Source organism: Novosphingobium sp. SL115 (assembly GCF_026672515.1).
Classification (GTDB): Bacteria; Pseudomonadota; Alphaproteobacteria; order Sphingomonadales; family Sphingomonadaceae; genus Novosphingobium.
In genome coordinates, this window is the sequence record NZ_JAPPRG010000002.1 from 2,823,410 (window position 1) to 2,842,463 (window position 19,054).

Here is a 19,054-nt window from a genome sequence, read left to right on the forward strand (position 1 = left end):
CGGCCAGACACCTGCGCGTCTTGCCGACTCATCCCCCGCGGATGCGACTGGAGTTCGTCCCGATAGAAATCATTCTTAACGCGGGAGCATGCGGGCGAAAAGGGGAAAATGCGGGAATTTGCGGAGTAACTATGAATCCATAGCATTTTTTATAGAAGTTATCGTGCAGTTAACCAAACAACACCTGAATTGGATATGCCGCAAAGTCGCAGAAATGCAGGATTTTCGGCATAGTTACGGCCTGCAGGAACCCTTTGTCCCGCACTTTCCCGTAAAATGATCCGGTTCAGCCAGGAAACGCCTGATCCAGCAGGGCGTCAAGCCGGGGGCGGCGCGAATCCGCATCGCCTGCCTGTTCCAGCAAAGCCGCATCGGCCACAATCATCGCGTATCCTTTACCGATGGCGCAGCGGGCAACCAGCGCTTCCGGCCCCATCCGGCAACGCGCGTCATGACCGCCAGCAAGGAACGACAGCGTACCGGGCAGGTTCACCGGAACCCCCTCTCCCGCACTTTCCCGCTCACCATGCTGCTGCATATCGTCAAAGCGGAGCTGCAGCCCCCAGCGCGCCAGAATGGGCGACAGCAGCACAACATCCTGCGGCCTGCGTCGATCCCCCAGCGCAAAGGCGCTGTCCTGCGTCAGCATCGGGTCGGCAAAGATCAGCACCCGTCCGCCTGCGCGCACCCAACCATCAAGCGCGACGTTCTCGTCCGGGGAAAGCGCGCGCGGCTGAGCCATGACCAGTCGATCTGTCCCGGCACGGGAAAGTGCCGGATCATTCAGGGTATCAAGCGCCACCACCGGTCCACGCTGCTCCAGCACAGTCCGCACCCAATGCGGCGGCGCGCTGTCTGCCAGCATTCCCGCCACACCGTCCTGTTCAGCCCACAGGATCGGCAGGCTGGTGAACAGGCCGATGGGTCTGTCCCCGGCCTTGACCACGGGGCCATCGTTCACGAAACCTGCGTATCCAGCCGCCGCCAACGTGATTGCGCCAACAATCAGCAGAACGTGGCGTCGGCGTATTGCCGGGCGCGCCATGTCAACGCTGCGGTGTGTTGATCGTTGGCGCAGGTGTGGGCGGTGGCGCGGGCGATATGGAAACAGTTGGCTTGTCTTGCGACGACATTGGCAACCCCGGCGCGACGCCCATATCCACAAGCGGATCTTTCGCCGTGGTCTCACTGGCCGAAACGGTCGGCTCCGCAGCATTTACAGCGGTGGAATCGACATACTTTGCCCGGTCCATGATGACGTTGGCCAGGCTGACGATCAGCAGCATCCCCGCCAGCCCGAAAAGCCCAACCTGCAGCCGATGTACGGCCTGCGCACGCCGTTCGCGTGCCGAAGGCGGCACATGCAGCAGCACGCTGGCAGACAGCGCCTGTTCAATTTCGGCAGTGGTTGCGCCGCGCGCCTGCGACTTGGCGGTAAAAGGCATAGCGCTCTTTTACATCATTGCTCCAGCCAAGGGAACACCGGCAGATTTTTGGCCTTCAGCCATTCAGCATTGTAAAGTGACGAGAGGTAGCGGAAGCCGGTGTCGCACAGGATCGTCGCCACGCGGCTGCCCTTGCCCAACTGCTTGCCCAGCGCCACCGCCCCTGCCACGTTGATCCCGCTCGACAGGCCAAGGCACAGCCCTTCGTCGGCCAGCAGGCGTTCCACCCAATAGAGGCCCTCCTCATCCGAGATGCGGAATTGCGTATCGATGGGCGCGCCATCGAGATTGGCGGTAATCCGCCCCTGCCCGATGCCTTCAGCCACCGAAGACCCTTCGGCCTTCAATTCACCATTGGCATAATAGTTATACAACGCTGCACCGTGGGGGTCGGTCAGCGCAATGGTGATCTTTTCGTCAAAGGCCTTCAACCCCAGACCGACACCGGCAATTGTGCCTCCAGTGCCCGCCGCACAAGTGAAGCCGTCAATGCGATGCTCCATCTGTTCCCAGATTTCAGGCGCGGTGCTTTCGATATGGGCACGGCGATTGGCGATATTATCAAACTGGTTGGCCCACACCGCCCCTTCGGTTTCTTCGGCAATCCGGCGCGATGTGTGGACGAAATGACCCGGATTCGAAAACGGCGCCGCAGGAACCAGCACCAGTTCGGCCCTTAAAGCGCGCAGCGTGTCTATCTTTTCGCGCGATTGGGTTTCCGGCATGACGATGACGGATTTGTATCCGCGCGCATTCGCCACCAGCGCCAGACCGATGCCGGTGTTGCCCGCCGTGCCTTCGACAATCGTGCCACCGGGCTGCAACAGCCCGCGCTCTTCAGCATCGCGCACGATCCACAACGCCGCGCGGTCTTTTACGGAAGCGCCGGGGTTGGCGAATTCGCACTTCCCGTAAATCTCGCAACCTGCCGCTTCGCTCGGCCCTTTCAAAAGGACCAGCGGGGTGTTGCCAATGAGGGAAATAGTATCGGGTGCAATCGAAGGTGCCATCATGTGCACCGAGGTAAGGTCACTTCGCGCGATTGCCAACGAATTTGCGCTTTGGACAGCACAAGCCATGCTCGCGCCCACTTTTATTCACGCCCAGCCCTGATCGCCGCACCGCCTGCGAACGGCGCAACCGCCAGCGCGACAAGGCTGCACGCCCCCAGCAATGCCAGCCCGCCTTCGCCGCCGGGCTGCAGCGATCCGGCACCAAAGATCAGCAAAGGCACCGTGAGCGGGATCGCCAGCAACCCGCCCAACGCTGCGCCCGCGCGCATTCCCGCCGTCAGCGCCGCAATCGTCACGCCAATCGCCGCCAACCCCGGTGTGCCCAGCAGCAACCCCAACTCCACCGTCCGCAATTGCGCCCCGTCCAGCGACAACAGACCGGCAGACAGCGGCGCAGCCACCATCAGCGGCACACCAAAGCTGATCCAGTGCGCCACGATCCGCACCAGCAGCAGAAGTTCTTCCGATATACCGCGCAAGGCCCACTGGTCGAACATTCCCGCTTCCACATCCGGTTCCACCAGACGGTCCAGCGGCAGGATGGCCGCCAACAGCGCCGCCACCCAGATCACGCCCGCCCCGGTCCGCGCCAGCAGACGCGCATCCGGGCCAACGGCGAAGGGAAACAGCATCGCCACCGCCAGAAAGAACAGCAGCGGCAGTACCGCCCCACCCCGCCCTTGCGTACCGCGCATCAGCAAGTTGAGATCACGAGTAAAGATCGGCCAGAGCTTGCGGATCATGGCTGAAAATCCACCAGCTTGACCGCCGTTACATCACCAAGCCCCAGTGGCTGATGCGAAGCGATGACCACCGCACCACCAGAAGCTGCATGGGCAGCGATTGCCGCCTGCGCAGTGTCGCTCCAGTACGTGTCAAGGCCGTTCAGGGGTTCATCAAGCAGCCATATGGGGGTACCACTTGCTGCAACACGGGCCAATGCAGCACGTTTGCGCTGCCCTGTGGAAAGATAGCGCACGGGCACATCAAGCAGGTCAGCCAATCCGAAATTGACCATAGCCGCGCCTGCCCGGTCAATCCGCTGCCAGAAGCCCAGCGCCTGTTCCAGCGGAAGGTGGCCATCCAGCGCCAACCGCTCATCAGCAAGTGCCAGCCCGCCCACACGCTCCACCGACCCGGCAAAAGGCCACAACAGGCCTGCAAGGATGCGAATCAAGCTGGACTTACCAACGCCATTCGGCCCTGCCAAATGCACGATTTCGCCCGCTCCGACCGAAAGCGAAAGCCCGCGAAACAGGATACGATCGCCGCGCCTGCAGGCAATTTCACTGGCGACCAGACTGCACTCTTGCATGGTGCGAAGCGATAGGGGAAACCGCGCCCACTGCCAAGGATGCCGATAAGATAAGGATAAACAGAATGGCTGTTGCCCGCCTGACCGATGCTGAACGTGATTCGTTACTTGCAGAACTTCCAGAGTGGGGCCTGCGCGAAGATGGCCTTGCCGTCGTCCGAACCTTTCGATTTGCAGATTTTTCGGCAGCATGGGCTTTTATGAACCGTGTCGCGCTCTATGCCGAAAAGGCAGATCACCACCCCGAATGGTTCAACGTGTACAACCGCGTCGAAGTGACTCTGACCACGCATGATGCCAGTGGGCTGTCAGCAAGGGATGCGGCGATGGCGAGGGCCATGGAAGACTTTCTATAAGCCCTATTTCCCCAAAGGCCGCTCGGACGAACGCATCTGTTTGCGCAACGCACCTGGTATCCAGCGCGAGGCGAATGCCAGCTTGCGCGCAGTCTTGCCAACCACCGTATGTAGCCGGTCGCCATGCACCGCCACCCATGCAGCTTCGGCCACTTCGCTTACCGGCGTGAGTTCCAGTCCAGCGCCAAGCACACGGGTCCGGATATCTTCGTTACTTGCGCGGTTTGGGGCGTGGTCTAACAGCGGGGTTTCGATGAAGCTGGGCATCAGGCTGCGCACCGCAATGCCGTCTGCTGCCCATTCACCGTCCAGTGATTCGGTAATGGCCCTCACACCGAACTTCGTAGCGGAATAGACCGAAGCTCCCGGCGAGCCATAGATCCCGGCCGCGCTGGCGGTGTTGAGCAGGCATGACCCCGGTCCGCTGGCCTTCAACCATTGCCACGCCGCCTGCGCGCCAAAGATCACGCCCTTCAGGTTGATATCAAGCGTGCGTTCAATCTCTTCGGTCGCAAGATCAACAATCGCGCCACCGATCGGAACACCGGCATTGTTGAAAACCACGTCGATCCGCCCGCCGGATACCTTCGCACAATCGGCCAGCGCCTGATCCCATGCCCCACGGTCGCGCACATCGAGCCTGTGGCAGGAGCTTTGCCCGGCGGGCAGCAGTGCGGCGGTTTGCGCCATGCCGGCCTCGTTCACATCGGCCAACCCCACAAACCAGCCACCTTGTGCAAAGCGCTCTGCCACCGCGCGGCCGATGCCGGATGCGCCACCGGTGATAAAGATCGTCCTGCCAGCCACTTTCGCCCCCTGCCTACATTATTGTCAGCAGCAGATTACAGAGCCGGGTTGTTATAGCAATGCCATGTGAAGATCGCTGCGGCACCGCGATGGGGCCGCCAGTCTTCGGCCAGCAAGCGGGTTTCCTTTTCACTTGGCCGCTCTGTCAGGCCCAGCAGCTTGCCCAGCCCGACCTGCACCGCCAGATCGCCCGCAGGCCAGATGTCAGGCCGACCTTCGGCAAAAAGCAGGTAGATTTCGGCAGACCAGCGCCCAATACCTTTGATCTTTACCAGCTCGGCAATCGCGGCCTCATCATCAGCAGGCAGCGCGTCCAGATCAAGCTCGCCCGAAACGACCAATTCGCACAGCGACCGCGCATAACCTTGCTTCTGGCGGGACAATCCACAAGCGCGCAGCGAATCAAAGTCGGCAGCAAGGAGATCGTGCGGCGGCATGTCTTCGCCCAGCAACGCCTCGAGTTTGGCCCAGACAGAAGCCGCCGCTGCAACGCTGACCTGCTGGCCCACAATCGTGCGCAACAGTGTGCCGTATCCAGTTGGGCGCAGACGCGGTTCGGGATAGCCTACCCGTTCAATCGCCTGCCGCAATGCAGGACTGCTGGCGGCAACGTGGTCCAGCCCTTCACGAATCGCCTCTGCCGAAAGGCCCATGGCCGCGTCTCCTGCAACATTGTTTTGGCCGGATCGGCAGTTGCCAAAGCCGGAACCACGCGATAGCAGCCCGTTCCAAAGGCGAACAGGGGCGGGAGTCACCCTGTGCCAGGTTTGGAGAATGGACGATGCCGAAGATTGTCGTGGTCAATCGTGCGGGTGAAGAACAGACGGTAGAGGCCGATGCCGGTCTTTCGGTAATGGAAGCCATCCGCGACAACGGATTTGACGAACTGTTGGCCCTGTGCGGCGGTTGCTGCTCTTGCGCCACTTGCCACGTTTATATCGACCCAGCCTTTGCCGACAGGGTTGCACCGATGAGCGAAGATGAAAACGACCTGCTCGACAGCTCGGATCATCGTAACGAAACCTCGCGCCTTTCGTGCCAGGTTCAGATCACGGGCGACCTTGACGGCCTGCGCGTGACCATCGCGCCGGAAGACTGATCCTTCCGGGCAATGCGCCCATGAAAAAGGCCCGCGCTCCCCAAAGGAGGCGGGCCTTTTTCATGGGCGCATTGCCTGACCGTTCAGAGCCGCAGGCCCGCCGTTTCGTCCAGCCCGGCCATCAGGTTCAGCGACTGCACAGCAGCACCGCTAGCGCCCTTGCCCAGATTATCGAGCACGGCCACCAGACGCACCTGTTCGCCATCGGCGCTGCCCATGACATGCAACTTCAAACCATCCCACGGCTCCATCGAAGCGCGCAGCAGCAGTTCGCCTTCGGCTGGCAATTCCTGCGCCACGGTGACAATGGGCGAACCTTCGTAAAACTGCGTCAGCGCGGCCCGCAGCAGATCGGCGGGCACGTTGCCCGGCATCACACCCAAGGGCAGCGGGATTTCCACCACCATGCCACGATGCCCAGCAACCACGGCCGGGCTGAACATCGGGGCGATGGCAATGCCGGTATAGTGCTGCATTTCAGGCACATGTTTGTGCCCAAATGTCAGGCCATAGCCGCGCCATGCAATATCACGGTCCGCTTCAAACCGGGCGATCAGCGCCTTGCCGCCGCCCGAATAGCCCGAAATCGCATTGCAGCTATACGGCCATGCCGCAGGCAACAGGCCATTGTGGACCAACGGCGCCAACAGGCCGATAAACCCGGTGGGATAGCAACCGGGGTTCGACACCCGCTTGGCATCTGCCACCGTTTCGCGCCCGACGATTTCAGGGAAACCATACGTCCAGCCGTCGGCCACGCGGAATGCGGTGGATGCGTCGATGACCTTGGTGCGTTCATTGCGAATCATCGCCACAGCATCGCGCGCAGCATCGTCAGGCAGGCACAGGATCACAACATCCGCATCGTTGATCGCTTCCGCCCGCGCGGCATCATCCTTGCGGCGGGCATCGTCAAGTGCGAGCAGGGTGAATTCATTGCGACCAGCCAGCCGTTCGGCAATTTCAAGACCGGTGGTGCCTGCTGCTCCGTCAATGAAAACAGTCGTGGTCATACTACAGCTTCCAGATTGCTCATCTCGACATAGCCGACCAGCAGATCAGCCTGCGTTTGCCCCCAGGCCCATCCGCCTGCAATATCCAGCACATCGAACACTTCACCCGCGCACAACCCGCGCAGTTCCTCGCCCTCAGCCTTGCCGCCCGCACGCAAGACGGATCCGGCCTTGACCACATGCGGCATCGGCACCGCATAGTGAGGCACGAAGTATCGTCCGGCCAGACCGATATGCGCAAGGTCGCCGCGCACCGGCAGGTGCGGCTTGTCCGAACGATCCGCCGGGCGGTTCAGCGTGAGCTGGGCGGTCGGCACGTCAATGGGAAGAGGCGATGCTTCAACGGTCAATTCAGGAGGCCCCCGGAACAGGAAAGCCGCGCGATTAGCCGCCTCGGTGCGTTCAGGCAAGCTATGCCGCATTTGCGCCATAACGGGCGTTCAGCAAGCCCCATGCTGCACGAAGACCCAGCGCATCGCCGCCTTTGGGCCGCCCCGGCTTGCCCGCAGGGCGCCATGCAAAAGTATCAAAGTGTGCCCAATCAATGCCTTCGGCCACGAACTTGTCCAGAAACAACGCGGCCACACTGGCTCCGGCAAACCCGTTGGCGGGCGAATTCTGCAGGTCAGCCACGTCCGATTTCAGATATTCGCGATATCCTTCGTGCAACGGCAACCGCCAGCACGGATCATCGCGATCAAGCCCGGCAGCCAGCAGGCCCTGCGCCGTATCATCGCGCCGGGCGAACATTGCGGGCAGATCAGGCCCCAGTGCTACACGCGCAGCCCCGGTCAGCGTGGCAAAATCGATCACCAGTTCGGGCTTACCTTCACAGGCTTTCACCAGCGCATCGCCCAGCACCAGCCGCCCTTCGGCATCGGTATTGGTCACTTCCACCGACAGGCCGTTGCGCGCACGCAGAATATCACCGGGGCGGAACGCATGGCCGGAAATGGCGTTTTCCACCGCAGGAACAAGCAGATGCAACCGCACCTTCAGACCCGATCCCATCACCAGCCCGGCCAGCGCCAGTGCATGCGCAGCGCCGCCCATGTCCTTTTTCATCAGCGCCATGCCCGAGGAAGGCTTGATATCCAGCCCGCCCGAATCAAAGCACACGCCCTTGCCCACAATCGCTACGCGCGGATGCGCCGGATCGCCCCATTCCAGTTCGATCAGCCGCGGCGCATGGCTGCGCGCCGCGGCGCGGCCCACCGCGTGAACCATCGGGTAATCACGCTCCAGCAGATCACCTGCAACCACATGGATTTCGGCATGATATGTCTTGGCAAGGGCGCGGGCCTCGGCCTCAAGCTGGGCCGGCCCCATGTCCTCAGCCGGGGTGTTCACCAGATCGCGCACGGTCAGCACCGCCGCAGCTTCTGCCAGCGCAGGCCCTATCCGCGCCACATCCGTTGTGAGCAAAATGCGCGGCCCGGCGTCTTTGGCGTCCTTGCGATAGCGGTCGAAACGATACTGCCCGGTGACCCAGCCATGCAGTGCTTTTCCCGGTTCTGCCCCAATGCGACGATAAGTGCCGCCGGGCAGAACATCGGCCAATTTGGCCAGACACCACGACGAAAGGTTGCTGACGTTGGCCACCCCTGCCACCGCGAACCATCCGTCGCCGTCCGGTACGATGGCATGTTCATAACCGCCACCTTCAAACTTCTGCGCAGCAAGGCTTGCCCGCTGACCGGCGTTGAGGCCCTTGAGAAAATCAGGCAGGGTCGCCTTGTCGACAAGGTGGAGAGCGGTGGCCTGCTGGCCGCGATCAGGCTGGATCAGCGCGTTTTTGTCAGTCATGTTGGTTCAATTCATGCCGCACCGCGCGGCGCGTTGCGAGAGGAAATTGCCCCATGCGTGTTGTCCCGGCGATAAGCCTGCTCGTTTCGTTGTCGCTACTGGCCGGATGTTCCGGCAACAAAGCTCCAAATGCAGCCCCAAGCGCCAGCCCGCCAGCCACATCCTCTGCCGCGCCGCCATCGCCAGCCACACCCCCGGCACAGACCCCGGTCACCGCGCGCGCAGTGCACGACAACAATGACCTGTATGAATTCGACTATAGTTATCCCGCCAGCGCCGGGGCGATTCCTGCGCTGAAGGCTTTGCTGGATACCGATCTGGACAAAACCCGGACGGGATTGATCGCAGATGCGCGCGAAGGCCGAAAACTCTCGCAGGAAAGCGACTTTCCCTATCACCCCTACAGCCATCACATTGAATGGCAGGTGGTGACCGACCTCCCTGCATGGCTGAGCATGTCGACACTGGTAGGAACCTACAGCGGCGGCGCGCACCCCAATTACGGCTATGATACCATCCTGTGGGACCGGATCGCCGGAAAACGCCGTGCCCCTACCGATCTTTTTGCATCGAAATCCGCGCTTTCCGCCTCCCTCCGCGCGCCGTTCTGCAAGGAACTGGACCGCCAGCGGGCAAAGAAACGCGGCGGCGAAGAGCCCAGCGGCCGAATCAGTGAATTTGCCGAATGCATTGATCCTGCCGAACAGACAGTCATACTGGGATCATCCAACGGCAAGGCGTTTGACCGGATCGGCGTGTTGGTTGCCCCCTATGCCGCCGGTCCATACGCCGAGGGGTCCTATGAAGTGACGGTTCCTGTCACAGCCAGCGTGCTGGCTGCGGTGAAGCCTGAATTCAGGAACAGTTTCGTGGCGAAATGATGCAGCGAACTCGCAATTCCCGTCCAATGCCGCTACATGACGCGCATGACCGAGTATGTAACCGTAGAAGACCACGATCTTCTCCCGCGTGACGGGACGATCAAGCTCCATGGCCCCGCCGGATTTGACGGGATGCGCAAGGCCGGGCGTCTTGCCGCCGAAATCCTTGATGCGCTGGCACCGCTGGTCGTGCCCGGTGTGCGCACCGATCATCTGGATGACGTCGTCCGGCAGATGACGCTGGACGCAGGCGCAGTGCCCGCCACGCTCGGCTATCGTGGCTATACCCATTCGTGCTGCATCTCGATCAACCATGTGGTTTGCCACGGCATTCCTTCGGACAAGACGCTGAAGGACGGCGACATTGTCAACATCGACGTGACCCCGCTGGTGGACGGCTGGCATGGTGATACCAGCCGCATGTATCTGGTCGGCGACGTACCGTTGAAGGCCCGACGTCTCGTCGATGTAACCTATGAATGCCTGATGATCGGCATCGAACAAGCCCGACCCGGCGCGCGTCTGGGCGATATTGGCGCGGCAATTCAGGCTCATGCCGAAAAGCAACGCTATGGCGTTGTCCGCGAATTTTGCGGACACGGGCTGGGCCGCCTGTTCCACGATTCTCCCGAAGTGATCCATGCCGCTCGCGCAGGAACCGGCCCAGAGCTAAGGCCGGGCATGTTCTTCACCATCGAACCCATGATCAATCTGGGCAAACCCGGCGTGAAGATCTTGGAAGATGGCTGGACGGCGGTTACGCGCGACCGTTCGCTCTCGGCGCAGTTCGAACATTCCATCGGGATTACCGAAGACGGCTGCGAAATTTTCACGGCGAGTCCGAAGGGGCTGCATAACCCGCCCTATTCAGTCTAAAATTGCCCAAAAAAAAGGCAGGACATGCGCAAAATTTGTGCACGATATGAACAGTCGCACGCAACGAAGCATATGCCCTGCCCACGCATTCGATTCAAATCTTGCAAAGCCCCCGATTTTACGGCTTTCCCGCAGGCACACTATCGCCTAGTGCTCTGAAGCGATGGCGTGGCACGATTCTTGTAGTGTCATCGCCATATACACGAACAAAACGCCGGGCCGCCTGATCGCAGGTGTTCCGGCCTGCGTTGCAGGGGTCTGAACGACGTGAAAAAGGTCGAAGCGATCATCAAGCCCTTCAAGCTCGATGAAGTGAAGGAAGCGCTGCATGAAATCGGCGTGTCCGGCATCACCGTCACCGAAGCCAAGGGCTTTGGCCGCCAGAAAGGCCACACCGAACTTTATCGCGGTGCAGAATACGTTGTCGATTTTCTGCCCAAGGTGAAGCTTGAAGTCGTCGTGCCTGACACCCTGGTTGATCGCGTGGTCGAAGCCGTTGCAGCCGCAGCCCAGACCGGTCGCATTGGCGACGGCAAGATTTTCGTGATCCCGATCGAAAGCGCTTTGCGCATTCGTACGGGTGAACGTGACAACGACGCGATCTGACAACCGGATCGTAAACACGTAACCAGTTGAAGCCACACCCGGAATCATCGGGTGGGCATCAGAACGGGGGTGGGCCTGTGGACGGGCAAGCCTCCAGAACGCAACCACCCCAGATATCCCCCGCACCTCTCCACCGGGGGCAAGAAGAAGGACCAGCGATGGCAACTGCAAAGGACATCCTCGCCCGTATCAAGGACGAGGAAATCGAATGGGTCGACCTGCGTTTCACCGACCCCAAGGGCAAGTGGCAGCACCTGACCATGGTTTCGACGCTTCTCGGTGAAGACGAACTGGAAGACGGCCTGATGTTCGACGGTTCGTCGATCGAAGGCTGGAAGGCCATCAACGAATCCGACATGATCCTCAAGCCCGATCTAGACTCGGTGTTTGTCGATCCGTTCTCGGCCTCGCCGATGCTCATCATCAACTGCGACATCGTTGAACCGTCGACCGGCGAACTCTATGCCCGCGACCCGCGTTCGACCGCCAAGCGCGCAGAAGCCTTCGTCAAGTCGGCCGGTTTCGGTGACACCGTCTATGTCGGTCCGGAAGCTGAATTCTTCCTGTTCGACGACGTGAAGTTCTACGACGGTTACGACGGCAACGGCTTCAAGATCGACGACATCGAACTGCCGACCAACTCGAACCGTGACTATGAAGGCGGCAACCTTGCGCACCGTCCGCGTGCCAAGGGTGGCTACTTCCCGGTCGCTCCGGTCGATAGCTGCGTCGACATCCGCGGCGAAATGGTCCGCACGATGATCGAAATGGGCCTGCCCTGCGACAAGCATCACCACGAAGTCGCCTCGGCCCAGCACGAACTCGGCCTGACCTTCGGCACGCTGGTGCAGACCGCTGACCGCATGCAGGTCTACAAGTACGTCGTCCATCAGGTCGCACAGGCATATGGCAAAACCGCCACGTTCATGCCGAAGCCGATCATGAAGGACAACGGTTCGGGCATGCACACCCACATCTCGATCTGGGATGGTGGCAAGCCCCTGTTCGCAGGCAACGGCTATGCCGGTCTGTCGGACATGTGCCTGTACTTCATCGGTGGTGTCATCAAGCACGCCAAGGCGCTGAACGCCTTCACCAACCCGACCACCAACAGCTACAAGCGTCTGGTGCCGGGCTATGAAGCACCCGTGCTGCTGGCTTACTCGGCTCGCAACCGTTCGGCATCGTGCCGCATCCCCTATGGCGCTGGCGCCAAGGCGAAGCGCGTCGAATTCCGCTTCCCGGATGCGATGGCCAACCCTTACCTGTGCTACGCCTCGCTGCTGATGGCCGGCCTCGACGGGATCAAGAACAAGATCCATCCGGGCGAAGCCATGGACAAGAACCTGTACGATCTGCCCCCGGCAGAACTCGCCCAGGTTCCGACCGTTTGCGCCTCGCTGCGTGAAGCGCTCGAAGCTCTGGAAGCTGACCACGACTTCCTGCTGCAGGGTGGCGTGTTCACCAAGGACCAGATCGAAGCCTACATCGAACTGAAGTGGCCGGAAGTGATGCGTTGGGAAACCACGCCTTCGGCTGTCGAATTCGACATGTACTATTCGGCCTGATCCACCAGCGATCACCGACAAACGAAAGGGGCGTCCGGGAAACCGGGCGCCCTTTTCCGTTGAATGCGCAGTCACCGCTATGGGCGGGAAACGCTCCGGATTGTGATTTTCTCCACAGCCTTCGCAGATGCGGGATGAACGGTTTGTCAGCCAAGGCGAAGCGAGCCGCCGCCGGGTTCTCGAATCCGCCAGAACCCTTAGGAAGGCTGCCATGCTTCGTAACGTGGTCGCAACGCTCCTCGCCCTTTCCGCCTTCGCCGCCCTGCCCGGTGCAGCGCACGCACGGCTGCAGTGCGTGGCTTATGCCCGCCAGGTTTCAGACGTGCAGATCAGCGGCAACGCGCGCGAATGGTGGAGCAATGCCGAAGGCCGTTACGAACGCGGTCACGAACCCCGCCCCGGCGCCGTTCTGGCATTCGCCGGCACCCGCGCGATGCCCTATGGCCACGTCGCCGTGGTCCGCAAAGTGGTTGATGATCGGCACATCCTGATCGACCATGCCAACTGGTCGGGTCCGGGCAAGGTCGAGCGTGGCGTCGTTGCCGTAGACGTTTCGGCAGCAGGTGACTGGAGCGAAGTGCGAGTGTGGTATGCCCCGATCAAGTCGGTCGGCCTTCGCGCCAGCCCGGCACAAGGCTTCATCTATCCAGACCGTGGCGCCGAAACTGTAACGGCCAGCGCCAGCACGCCCACACAGGGCTGATCCCCACTTACCGTTAAGCGCTGCCTATATTGGCACCCTCGGCACAGAAGCTGCGGCGCGTCCCCTCCCCATCGCCCGGTGCTGTCAGCCGATGCGAAGCGCAAGTTCTTCGTGTTGCAAGTGCGGTTTTGGCTGTGTCAGTTTTGGCTGCACCAGCGCCAGTGCTTCGTCCGGCGGCAGCGCCTGCCAGAACAGGTGGCCCTGAATCATCTGGCATCCCGCCGCCTGCACCAGCGCCCGCTGAATGGGCGTTTCGACACCTTCAGCCACCACCTTCATCCGCAAGGTATGCCCCAGCGAAACGATGGCCCGCAGGATCGAATGCGCGTCCAGATCGCCCTCGATGTTCTGCACGAACGAACGGTCAATCTTGATCCGGTCAAACTGGAACGACCGCAGATAGCTGAGCGAGGAATAACCGATCCCGAAATCATCCAGCGCGATGCGGAAACCGCGATAATGCAGGCCTTTAAGCACATCGACCACATGATCGCTGCGATCGAGCATGACCCCTTCGGTCACTTCCAGTACAAAGCGGCGAGGATCGGCCCCGGTTTCGCGGATCAGGGCATCAATGGTGTGCAGGAAATCGCTGGCCATGATCTGCAGCGGCGACAGGTTGACCGATATGTCACCCGCAGGCCAATCGCGGCATTCGGTAAACACGCGGCGCAGCACCCAGTTGCCCAAAGGCACCATCAGCCCGGCCTGCTCTGCCACCGGCACAAACAGGCCAGGGCGGATCGGGCCACGTTCTGGATGGGGCCAGCGTAACAGCGCCTCGAACCCGACAATCGAACCATCTGTCGCCTCGACAATGGGCTGATAAGCCAGCGCCAGTTCGTCCCCGGCAATCGCCCGGCGCAGCTCCATCTCCATTTCGCGACGCAGCTTGACCGATGCATCCATATCACGGGTAAACCGGCGATAGCGGGCACGCCCTCGCTGCTTCGACCGATACAGCGCAATATCGGCCCGGCGCAGCAGTTCGCCGGGATCTTCGCTCTGCTCCGGCCCCCAACTGATCCCGCAGGAAAAGCTGACTTCCAGATTGTTGCCCGAAATCTCGAACGGTTCGCGCGTCAGCGCCATGATCTGACGCCCCAGCATATCAGCAGCGGTACGGCCCCCCGTGGCCCGGCGCATCAGCACGAATTCGTCCCCGCCAAAGCGCGACAGAAAATCTCCGGGCGGCAGCGAACGCCGCAACCGCAAGGCCACCTGCCGCACCAGCTCATCGCCCACATGATGGCCCAGCGTATCGTTCACCACTTTGAACCGGTCGATATCGATATAGGCAACAAACACATCACCCAGCTCGCGCTGACGAACGCAGGCCCAAAGTTCCTGTCGCAACCGTTGCATGAAGTGGGCGCGATTGGGCAGGCCCGACATCGCATCATGCAACGCATTGTGCTGGGCCTGCGCCTCGCTGGCGATCAGTTCGCTGGTCGTGCGCCGCATCCGCCGCACGATGATCGCCCCGCCCGCAATCACCCCGATGAAGAACAGGATATAGATTGCCAACAACGGTGCTGTCTGCCGCAGGATTGCCGGGCCGGGGGGCTTTGAGCGCCACGATATCCAACTGATATGGCTGCCATCAGCGCCGGTCAGCATAAGATCATTACGACCCGCTTCATCATCTGATGTCGACAGGAAGCGAACTTCGTCCAGCAGCAACGTGTCCTGCAGATCCGCAATCACGCGCGCATCCAGATAGCGCACGATCACGATATAGTCCGGTTCGTGCTTCAGCAGCGAAGCCGTCTTATCAGGGACGATTGCCGCCACCGCAAGGAACGCGGGGCGACCGTTGAAGCGCGTCATAGTCGAAAGCCCGCGCGACATCGGGATACCGGCAGCATTATAAGGCCAATGCACCTCGCCCAATTTGCGCCAGCTTGCGATTGCGCCATCATTGCGGCTTTCGCGCACAGAGCGTCGGATTGTCTCCGCGGCAAGCGGCGCGGCTTCATCGTATTGGCACTGCTTCATCGGCCGATTTTCACGCCAGCAACGCACCAGCGTACCGTCGAAATGGACTTGATAGGTATAATCTACGCGGTAGCTGTCCCAAAAATAGCCTGAGATGAAATAGTGCGTCCATTCCAGCGGGTTAGACGCGTTCAAATTGGTAACCGCATCGTCCCAGATCAATTGCAGCTTGGCACCTTCCAGAAGCCCGCGTTCAGTGCGCTTCACAAAGCGTTCAACCAGCCGCTGCTCTTCAGCATGTGTCAGATCGTCGGCAATACGGGTGGAATTGCGGAACGCCACAACCAGCGCGGCGGTCAGCGCCAAAAGCGCCAGAAACGTGGCCACAGCAATCCAGCCGGCGCTGCCAGACCGCGATTCATGCCGTGATAAGGAATGTCCCGTCCCCATATTTTTCAAGGTTAGCGGGAGGTTACGAACAATTGGTTAGCGGAATTTGCGCAAGAATCTATTTCGTCGAAACATTTCTACAGCGGAACCTGCATCACACTGCGTCGTTTGACAGCATATGGGCACCGGCGGGAGGGCAGCCCCGGAGAAAAGCCATGCTTCTGACCCTTGCTCTTATCCTGTTCGTGCTGTGGGCGCTTGGCGTGTTTGCGTTCAAAGTAACCGCTGGCGTCATTCATTTGCTGCTGGTCGTGGCACTTGTCGTTGGGCTGGTGCAGCTTTTCCGTGGCCGCAGATCAATTTGACAAATCGCCCGGTCAGGCGCGTTTTGTCATGACTTGCCAAGGCCAATGGGTTGCGAAGTGAAACGTGGCCTCCTAGCTTCTTGAAGGTCAGGCGCCAGACAATCCGTTGTTTGGCGCACTAACTTTTTCGGGAGTTTCGAGATGCGCGAACGGCTTCAGCATTACATTGACGGCAAATGGGTGAACAGCGAAGGCGGCAAGCGCCACGAAGTCATCAATCCCGCCACCGAAGAGCCCATCTGCGCCATCACGCTGGGCACACAGGCCGACGTAGACAAGGCCGTGGCCGCTGCGCAGCGGGCCTACAAAACCTTCAGCAAGACCACGCGGGAAGAGCGTTTGGCGCTGATGGACCGCATTGTCGAGGAATACAAAAAGCGTGCGCCCGATTTGGCCGTAGCTATGGCCGAAGAAATGGGCGCACCGGTCAGCTTTGCCGGAACGGCGCAAGTTGGCGCAGGCATCGGCGGCTTTCTGGGCACCATGGCGGCGCTCAAGAACTTCACCTTTGTCGAAGACAACGGCGCGTTCAAGGTTGCCTATGAACCTATCGGTGTGGTCGGCATGATTACGCCATGGAATTGGCCGCTCAACCAGATCGCACTAAAAGTGGCCCCGGCGCTTGCCGCTGGTAACACCATGATTCTCAAGCCTTCGGAAGAATGCCCCACCAACGCAGCAATCTTTGCCGAAATACTTGATGCTGCAGGCGTGCCGCCGGGTGTATTCAACCTGATTCAGGGTGATGGTCCCGGCGTCGGCACGGCCATCAGCTCGCACCCCGGCATTGATATGGTCAGTTTTACCGGATCGACCCGCGCGGGCATTCTGGTGGCCAAGGCCGCTGCGGACACGGTCAAGCGCGTGCATCAGGAGCTGGGCGGCAAATCGCCCAACATCGTGTTGCCCGACGCAGATTTTGCAGCGCATCTGCCCGCCACCGCATCCGGTCCGCTGGTCAACAGCGGTCAATCGTGCATTTCGCCCACTCGCATCCTCGTCCCGCGTGAACGTGCCGATGAAGCCGCGCAGTTCGTATCCGCAATGTATTCGGCAACGCAGGTTGGCGATCCGCTTCAGGAAGGTGGCCATATTGGCCCGGTGGTGAACAAGGCACAGTTCGACAAGATCCGCGATCTCATCCAGTCCGCCATCGACGAAGGCGCAAAGCTGGAAACCGGCGGCACCGATCTGCCTGCCAACGTCAATCGCGGCTATTACATCAAGCCCACGGTCTTTTCGGGCGTCACCCCGGACATGCGTATCGCACAGGAAGAAATCTTTGGCCCGGTTGCCACGATCATGGCCTATGACAGCCTCGATCAGGCAATCGATATCGCCAACGACACAGCCTATGGCCTGTCCGCCTGTATCACCGGCGATCCAGCCAAGGCCGCCGAAGTCGCCCCTGCCCTGCGCGCAGGCATGGTGGCGATCAACAATTGGGGACCAAGCCCCGGCGCCCCGTTCGGCGGTTACAAACAGTCGGGCAACGGACGTGAGGGCGGCCTCTATGGCCTGAAGGACTTCATGGAAGTGAAGTCAATCAGCGGGCTTCCTGCCTGATCTTCGCATTCTGCCACATGGGAAGGGTCGCTCCACCGGGGCGGCCCTTTTTCATGCGCTCCGCCGCCGCATCCAATGCTGCAGGATAGACCTGCCCGAGCAGCCGGTCGAAAGTCTGCGACCATTCGAACTGCCCTTCGACATGGCGCCTTGCAGCAGCGCCCATGCCCCGTGCCTGCCCGCGCCATACCCGCACAACGGCTGCGGCCATGGCTGCACAATCGTCCACATCCACTAGCACGCCTGCTGATGCCGGAATACGTTCAGGCATCGCTCCTGATGCCACGCCGATCACCGGCAGTCCGCTAGACTGCGCTTCGATGACAGAAATGCCAAACGTCTCGTCAGCCATGGCTGAAACATAGATATCCGCCGACGCCAGCCCCCGTGCCAGCAGCGCGCGATCCCCAATGTAGCCGGGAAACGCCACCTGCCAACCACGTGCCTGATCGCGCAAGGTTTGCCGCAACTTGCCATCGCCAATCATTACCAGCCCAGCATCAAGCGAACGCGGCAGTCCCTTGAACATCGCCAGAAGCCTGTCTGCGCGCTTTTCATTGTCCAGCCGCCCGGCATAGACCAGCAGCGGCCCTCTTGCCGTCAGCCCCAGTTCGCTGCGCCATGCCGGATCGCGCCGCGACGGATGGAACAGCGTGGTATCAACACCCAATGCCATCACGTCCACGTGATCGATACTGTATTGCCGCAGCGCCTGCTCCATCACCGCGCTCAGCGTGTAAACTCGATCAAATTCGCGATAGGTGAGTTGGGCATAACCGGTTGCCAGCCTGCGCAATCCGCGCGCCACAAAACTGCCGAACAAGGCCGAACCGACGCGGTAGATATGCGCTTCAGGAAAATCCGTATGATATCCCGCCACTAGCGCGGTGTGCGGAAAGGCGCGGCGATAGTTGATCGCGGTCCATGGCAGCACCCACGGGCACTGCGACTCAATGATGTCGGGTCGGTATTGCTCCAGCACGTCGCGCACCACCCTGGTCCGCATGATAAAGCGATAGTTGGGGCTGCCGCGCACCTGTTCGGCCCCCACCTCAACCCAGATGTGCCGGCCGTCTTCGACCACGCGGTCTTCCGGCCCCGGCACAATCTGCAACAGCCGGTGCCCGGTGTGTCGCAAAATGTGGTCCCGCTTTTCACGCAGGTAAGTGCCAATCCCTCCGCCTCCGTGGGGAGCATAGCTTTGCGTCAGGTCACAGATCAGAAGCGGCTGCTGCGGTGCTGGGTTCATCCCCACACCCTCGCCACGCCAGCGTTTCAGTTTCGGGACGCAGTTGCAGCACGATTAC

General features: G+C 60.9%; 21 protein-coding genes. 9 read left to right on the plus strand and 12 right to left on the minus strand.

Annotated elements, in window-relative coordinates; genetic code table 11:
- Window positions 1-286 precede the first annotated feature (286 nt).
- From OVA07_RS15140 to ccmA, 5 genes are all read right to left on the minus strand, one after another.
- On the minus strand, window positions 287-961 hold the full coding sequence (locus OVA07_RS15140; RefSeq protein WP_268172317.1) for a DUF4350 domain-containing protein: 675 nt from the start codon (window positions 959-961) through the stop codon (window positions 287-289).
- 85 nt (window positions 962-1,046) lie between these two features.
- The gene (locus OVA07_RS15145) at window positions 1,047-1,445 is read right to left on the minus strand and encodes a hypothetical protein (protein ID WP_268172320.1); all 399 of its coding nucleotides are present in this window, start codon (window positions 1,443-1,445) and stop codon (window positions 1,047-1,049) included.
- A gap of 14 nt (window positions 1,446-1,459) precedes the next feature.
- Window positions 1,460-2,458, minus strand: coding sequence for a cysteine synthase A (locus tag OVA07_RS15150; protein ID WP_268172321.1), 999 nt, complete (start codon window positions 2,456-2,458; stop codon window positions 1,460-1,462).
- An 80-nt stretch (window positions 2,459-2,538) separates the two neighbouring features.
- On the minus strand, window positions 2,539-3,201 hold the full coding sequence (ccmB, locus tag OVA07_RS15155) for a heme exporter protein CcmB (RefSeq protein WP_268172322.1): 663 nt from the start codon (window positions 3,199-3,201) through the stop codon (window positions 2,539-2,541).
- Window positions 3,198-3,773, minus strand: coding sequence for a heme ABC exporter ATP-binding protein CcmA (gene ccmA, locus OVA07_RS15160; RefSeq protein ID WP_268172323.1), 576 nt, complete (start codon window positions 3,771-3,773; stop codon window positions 3,198-3,200). The genes ccmB and ccmA overlap by 4 nt, the downstream gene beginning before the upstream one ends.
- 65 nt (window positions 3,774-3,838) lie before the next feature.
- On the opposite strand from ccmA, the gene OVA07_RS15165 reads away from it, so the two are divergent.
- Window positions 3,839-4,129, plus strand: a complete 291-nt coding sequence (locus tag OVA07_RS15165; protein ID WP_268172324.1) for a 4a-hydroxytetrahydrobiopterin dehydratase — start codon at window positions 3,839-3,841, stop codon at window positions 4,127-4,129.
- 3 nt (window positions 4,130-4,132) lie between these two features.
- Here OVA07_RS15165 and OVA07_RS15170 read toward each other — a convergent pair whose 3' ends face one another.
- Both OVA07_RS15170 and OVA07_RS15175 read right to left on the minus strand, forming a co-directional pair.
- Window positions 4,133-4,936: an SDR family oxidoreductase gene (locus tag OVA07_RS15170; protein ID WP_268172325.1), complete on the minus strand. Its 804-nt coding sequence runs from the start codon at window positions 4,934-4,936 to the stop codon at window positions 4,133-4,135.
- Between the two features lie 35 nt (window positions 4,937-4,971).
- Entirely contained in the window at window positions 4,972-5,589 is a 618-nt protein-coding gene (locus OVA07_RS15175) for a DNA-3-methyladenine glycosylase family protein (RefSeq protein WP_268172326.1), read from the minus strand.
- A 128-nt stretch (window positions 5,590-5,717) separates the two neighbouring features.
- Here OVA07_RS15175 and OVA07_RS15180 point away from each other — a divergent pair, with 128 nt between their 5' ends.
- Window positions 5,718-6,035: a 2Fe-2S iron-sulfur cluster-binding protein gene (locus tag OVA07_RS15180; protein WP_268172327.1), complete on the plus strand. Its 318-nt coding sequence runs from the start codon at window positions 5,718-5,720 to the stop codon at window positions 6,033-6,035.
- An 83-nt stretch (window positions 6,036-6,118) separates the two neighbouring features.
- Here OVA07_RS15180 and argC read toward each other — a convergent pair whose 3' ends face one another.
- The 3 genes from argC to OVA07_RS15195 form a co-directional block, all read right to left on the minus strand.
- Window positions 6,119-7,048, minus strand: a complete 930-nt coding sequence (argC, locus tag OVA07_RS15185; RefSeq protein WP_268172328.1) for an N-acetyl-gamma-glutamyl-phosphate reductase — start codon at window positions 7,046-7,048, stop codon at window positions 6,119-6,121.
- Window positions 7,045-7,398 (minus strand): SH3 domain-containing protein, encoded by a 354-nt coding sequence (locus OVA07_RS15190; RefSeq protein WP_268172329.1) that lies wholly within the window; start codon window positions 7,396-7,398, stop codon window positions 7,045-7,047. The genes argC and OVA07_RS15190 overlap by 4 nt, the downstream gene beginning before the upstream one ends.
- A gap of 61 nt (window positions 7,399-7,459) precedes the next feature.
- Window positions 7,460-8,854, minus strand: coding sequence for a leucyl aminopeptidase family protein (locus OVA07_RS15195; RefSeq protein ID WP_268172330.1), 1,395 nt, complete (start codon window positions 8,852-8,854; stop codon window positions 7,460-7,462).
- Window positions 8,855-8,907: 53 nt separating this feature from the next.
- Here OVA07_RS15195 and OVA07_RS15200 point away from each other — a divergent pair, with 53 nt between their 5' ends.
- The 5 genes from OVA07_RS15200 to OVA07_RS15220 all read left to right on the plus strand — a co-directional run bounded on the left by OVA07_RS15200 (window position 8,908) and on the right by OVA07_RS15220 (window position 13,488).
- Window positions 8,908-9,735 carry a DUF4163 domain-containing protein gene (locus OVA07_RS15200; protein WP_268172331.1) on the plus strand — a complete coding sequence of 276 codons (828 nt, stop codon included), beginning with the start codon at window positions 8,908-8,910 and terminating at the stop codon, window positions 9,733-9,735.
- A gap of 45 nt (window positions 9,736-9,780) precedes the next feature.
- Window positions 9,781-10,611 carry a type I methionyl aminopeptidase gene (gene map, locus OVA07_RS15205; RefSeq protein ID WP_268172332.1) on the plus strand — a complete coding sequence of 277 codons (831 nt, stop codon included), beginning with the start codon at window positions 9,781-9,783 and terminating at the stop codon, window positions 10,609-10,611.
- 267 nt (window positions 10,612-10,878) lie between these two features.
- On the plus strand, window positions 10,879-11,217 hold the full coding sequence (locus OVA07_RS15210) for a P-II family nitrogen regulator (RefSeq protein ID WP_268172333.1): 339 nt from the start codon (window positions 10,879-10,881) through the stop codon (window positions 11,215-11,217).
- Window positions 11,218-11,375: 158 nt separating this feature from the next.
- Window positions 11,376-12,785 (plus strand): type I glutamate--ammonia ligase, encoded by a 1,410-nt coding sequence (gene glnA, locus OVA07_RS15215; RefSeq protein WP_268172334.1) that lies wholly within the window; start codon window positions 11,376-11,378, stop codon window positions 12,783-12,785.
- 211 nt (window positions 12,786-12,996) lie between these two features.
- Window positions 12,997-13,488, plus strand: coding sequence for a CHAP domain-containing protein (locus tag OVA07_RS15220; protein WP_268172336.1), 492 nt, complete (start codon window positions 12,997-12,999; stop codon window positions 13,486-13,488).
- 84 nt (window positions 13,489-13,572) lie between these two features.
- On the opposite strand, the gene OVA07_RS15225 is transcribed toward OVA07_RS15220, so the two are convergent.
- Window positions 13,573-15,813: a putative bifunctional diguanylate cyclase/phosphodiesterase gene (locus tag OVA07_RS15225; RefSeq protein WP_268172337.1), complete on the minus strand. Its 2,241-nt coding sequence runs from the start codon at window positions 15,811-15,813 to the stop codon at window positions 13,573-13,575.
- Window positions 15,814-16,031: 218 nt separating this feature from the next.
- Here OVA07_RS15225 and OVA07_RS15230 point away from each other — a divergent pair, with 218 nt between their 5' ends.
- Window positions 16,032-16,181, plus strand: coding sequence for a lmo0937 family membrane protein (locus OVA07_RS15230; RefSeq protein WP_268172338.1), 150 nt, complete (start codon window positions 16,032-16,034; stop codon window positions 16,179-16,181).
- Between the two features lie 141 nt (window positions 16,182-16,322).
- Window positions 16,323-17,747 carry an aldehyde dehydrogenase family protein gene (locus OVA07_RS15235; RefSeq protein ID WP_268172339.1) on the plus strand — a complete coding sequence of 475 codons (1,425 nt, stop codon included), beginning with the start codon at window positions 16,323-16,325 and terminating at the stop codon, window positions 17,745-17,747.
- On the opposite strand, the gene OVA07_RS15240 is transcribed toward OVA07_RS15235, so the two are convergent.
- On the minus strand, window positions 17,728-18,996 hold the full coding sequence (locus OVA07_RS15240) for a glycosyltransferase (RefSeq protein ID WP_268172341.1): 1,269 nt from the start codon (window positions 18,994-18,996) through the stop codon (window positions 17,728-17,730). The two genes, OVA07_RS15235 and OVA07_RS15240, sit on opposite strands and share 20 nt — an antisense overlap.
- Window positions 18,997-19,054 lie beyond the last annotated feature (58 nt).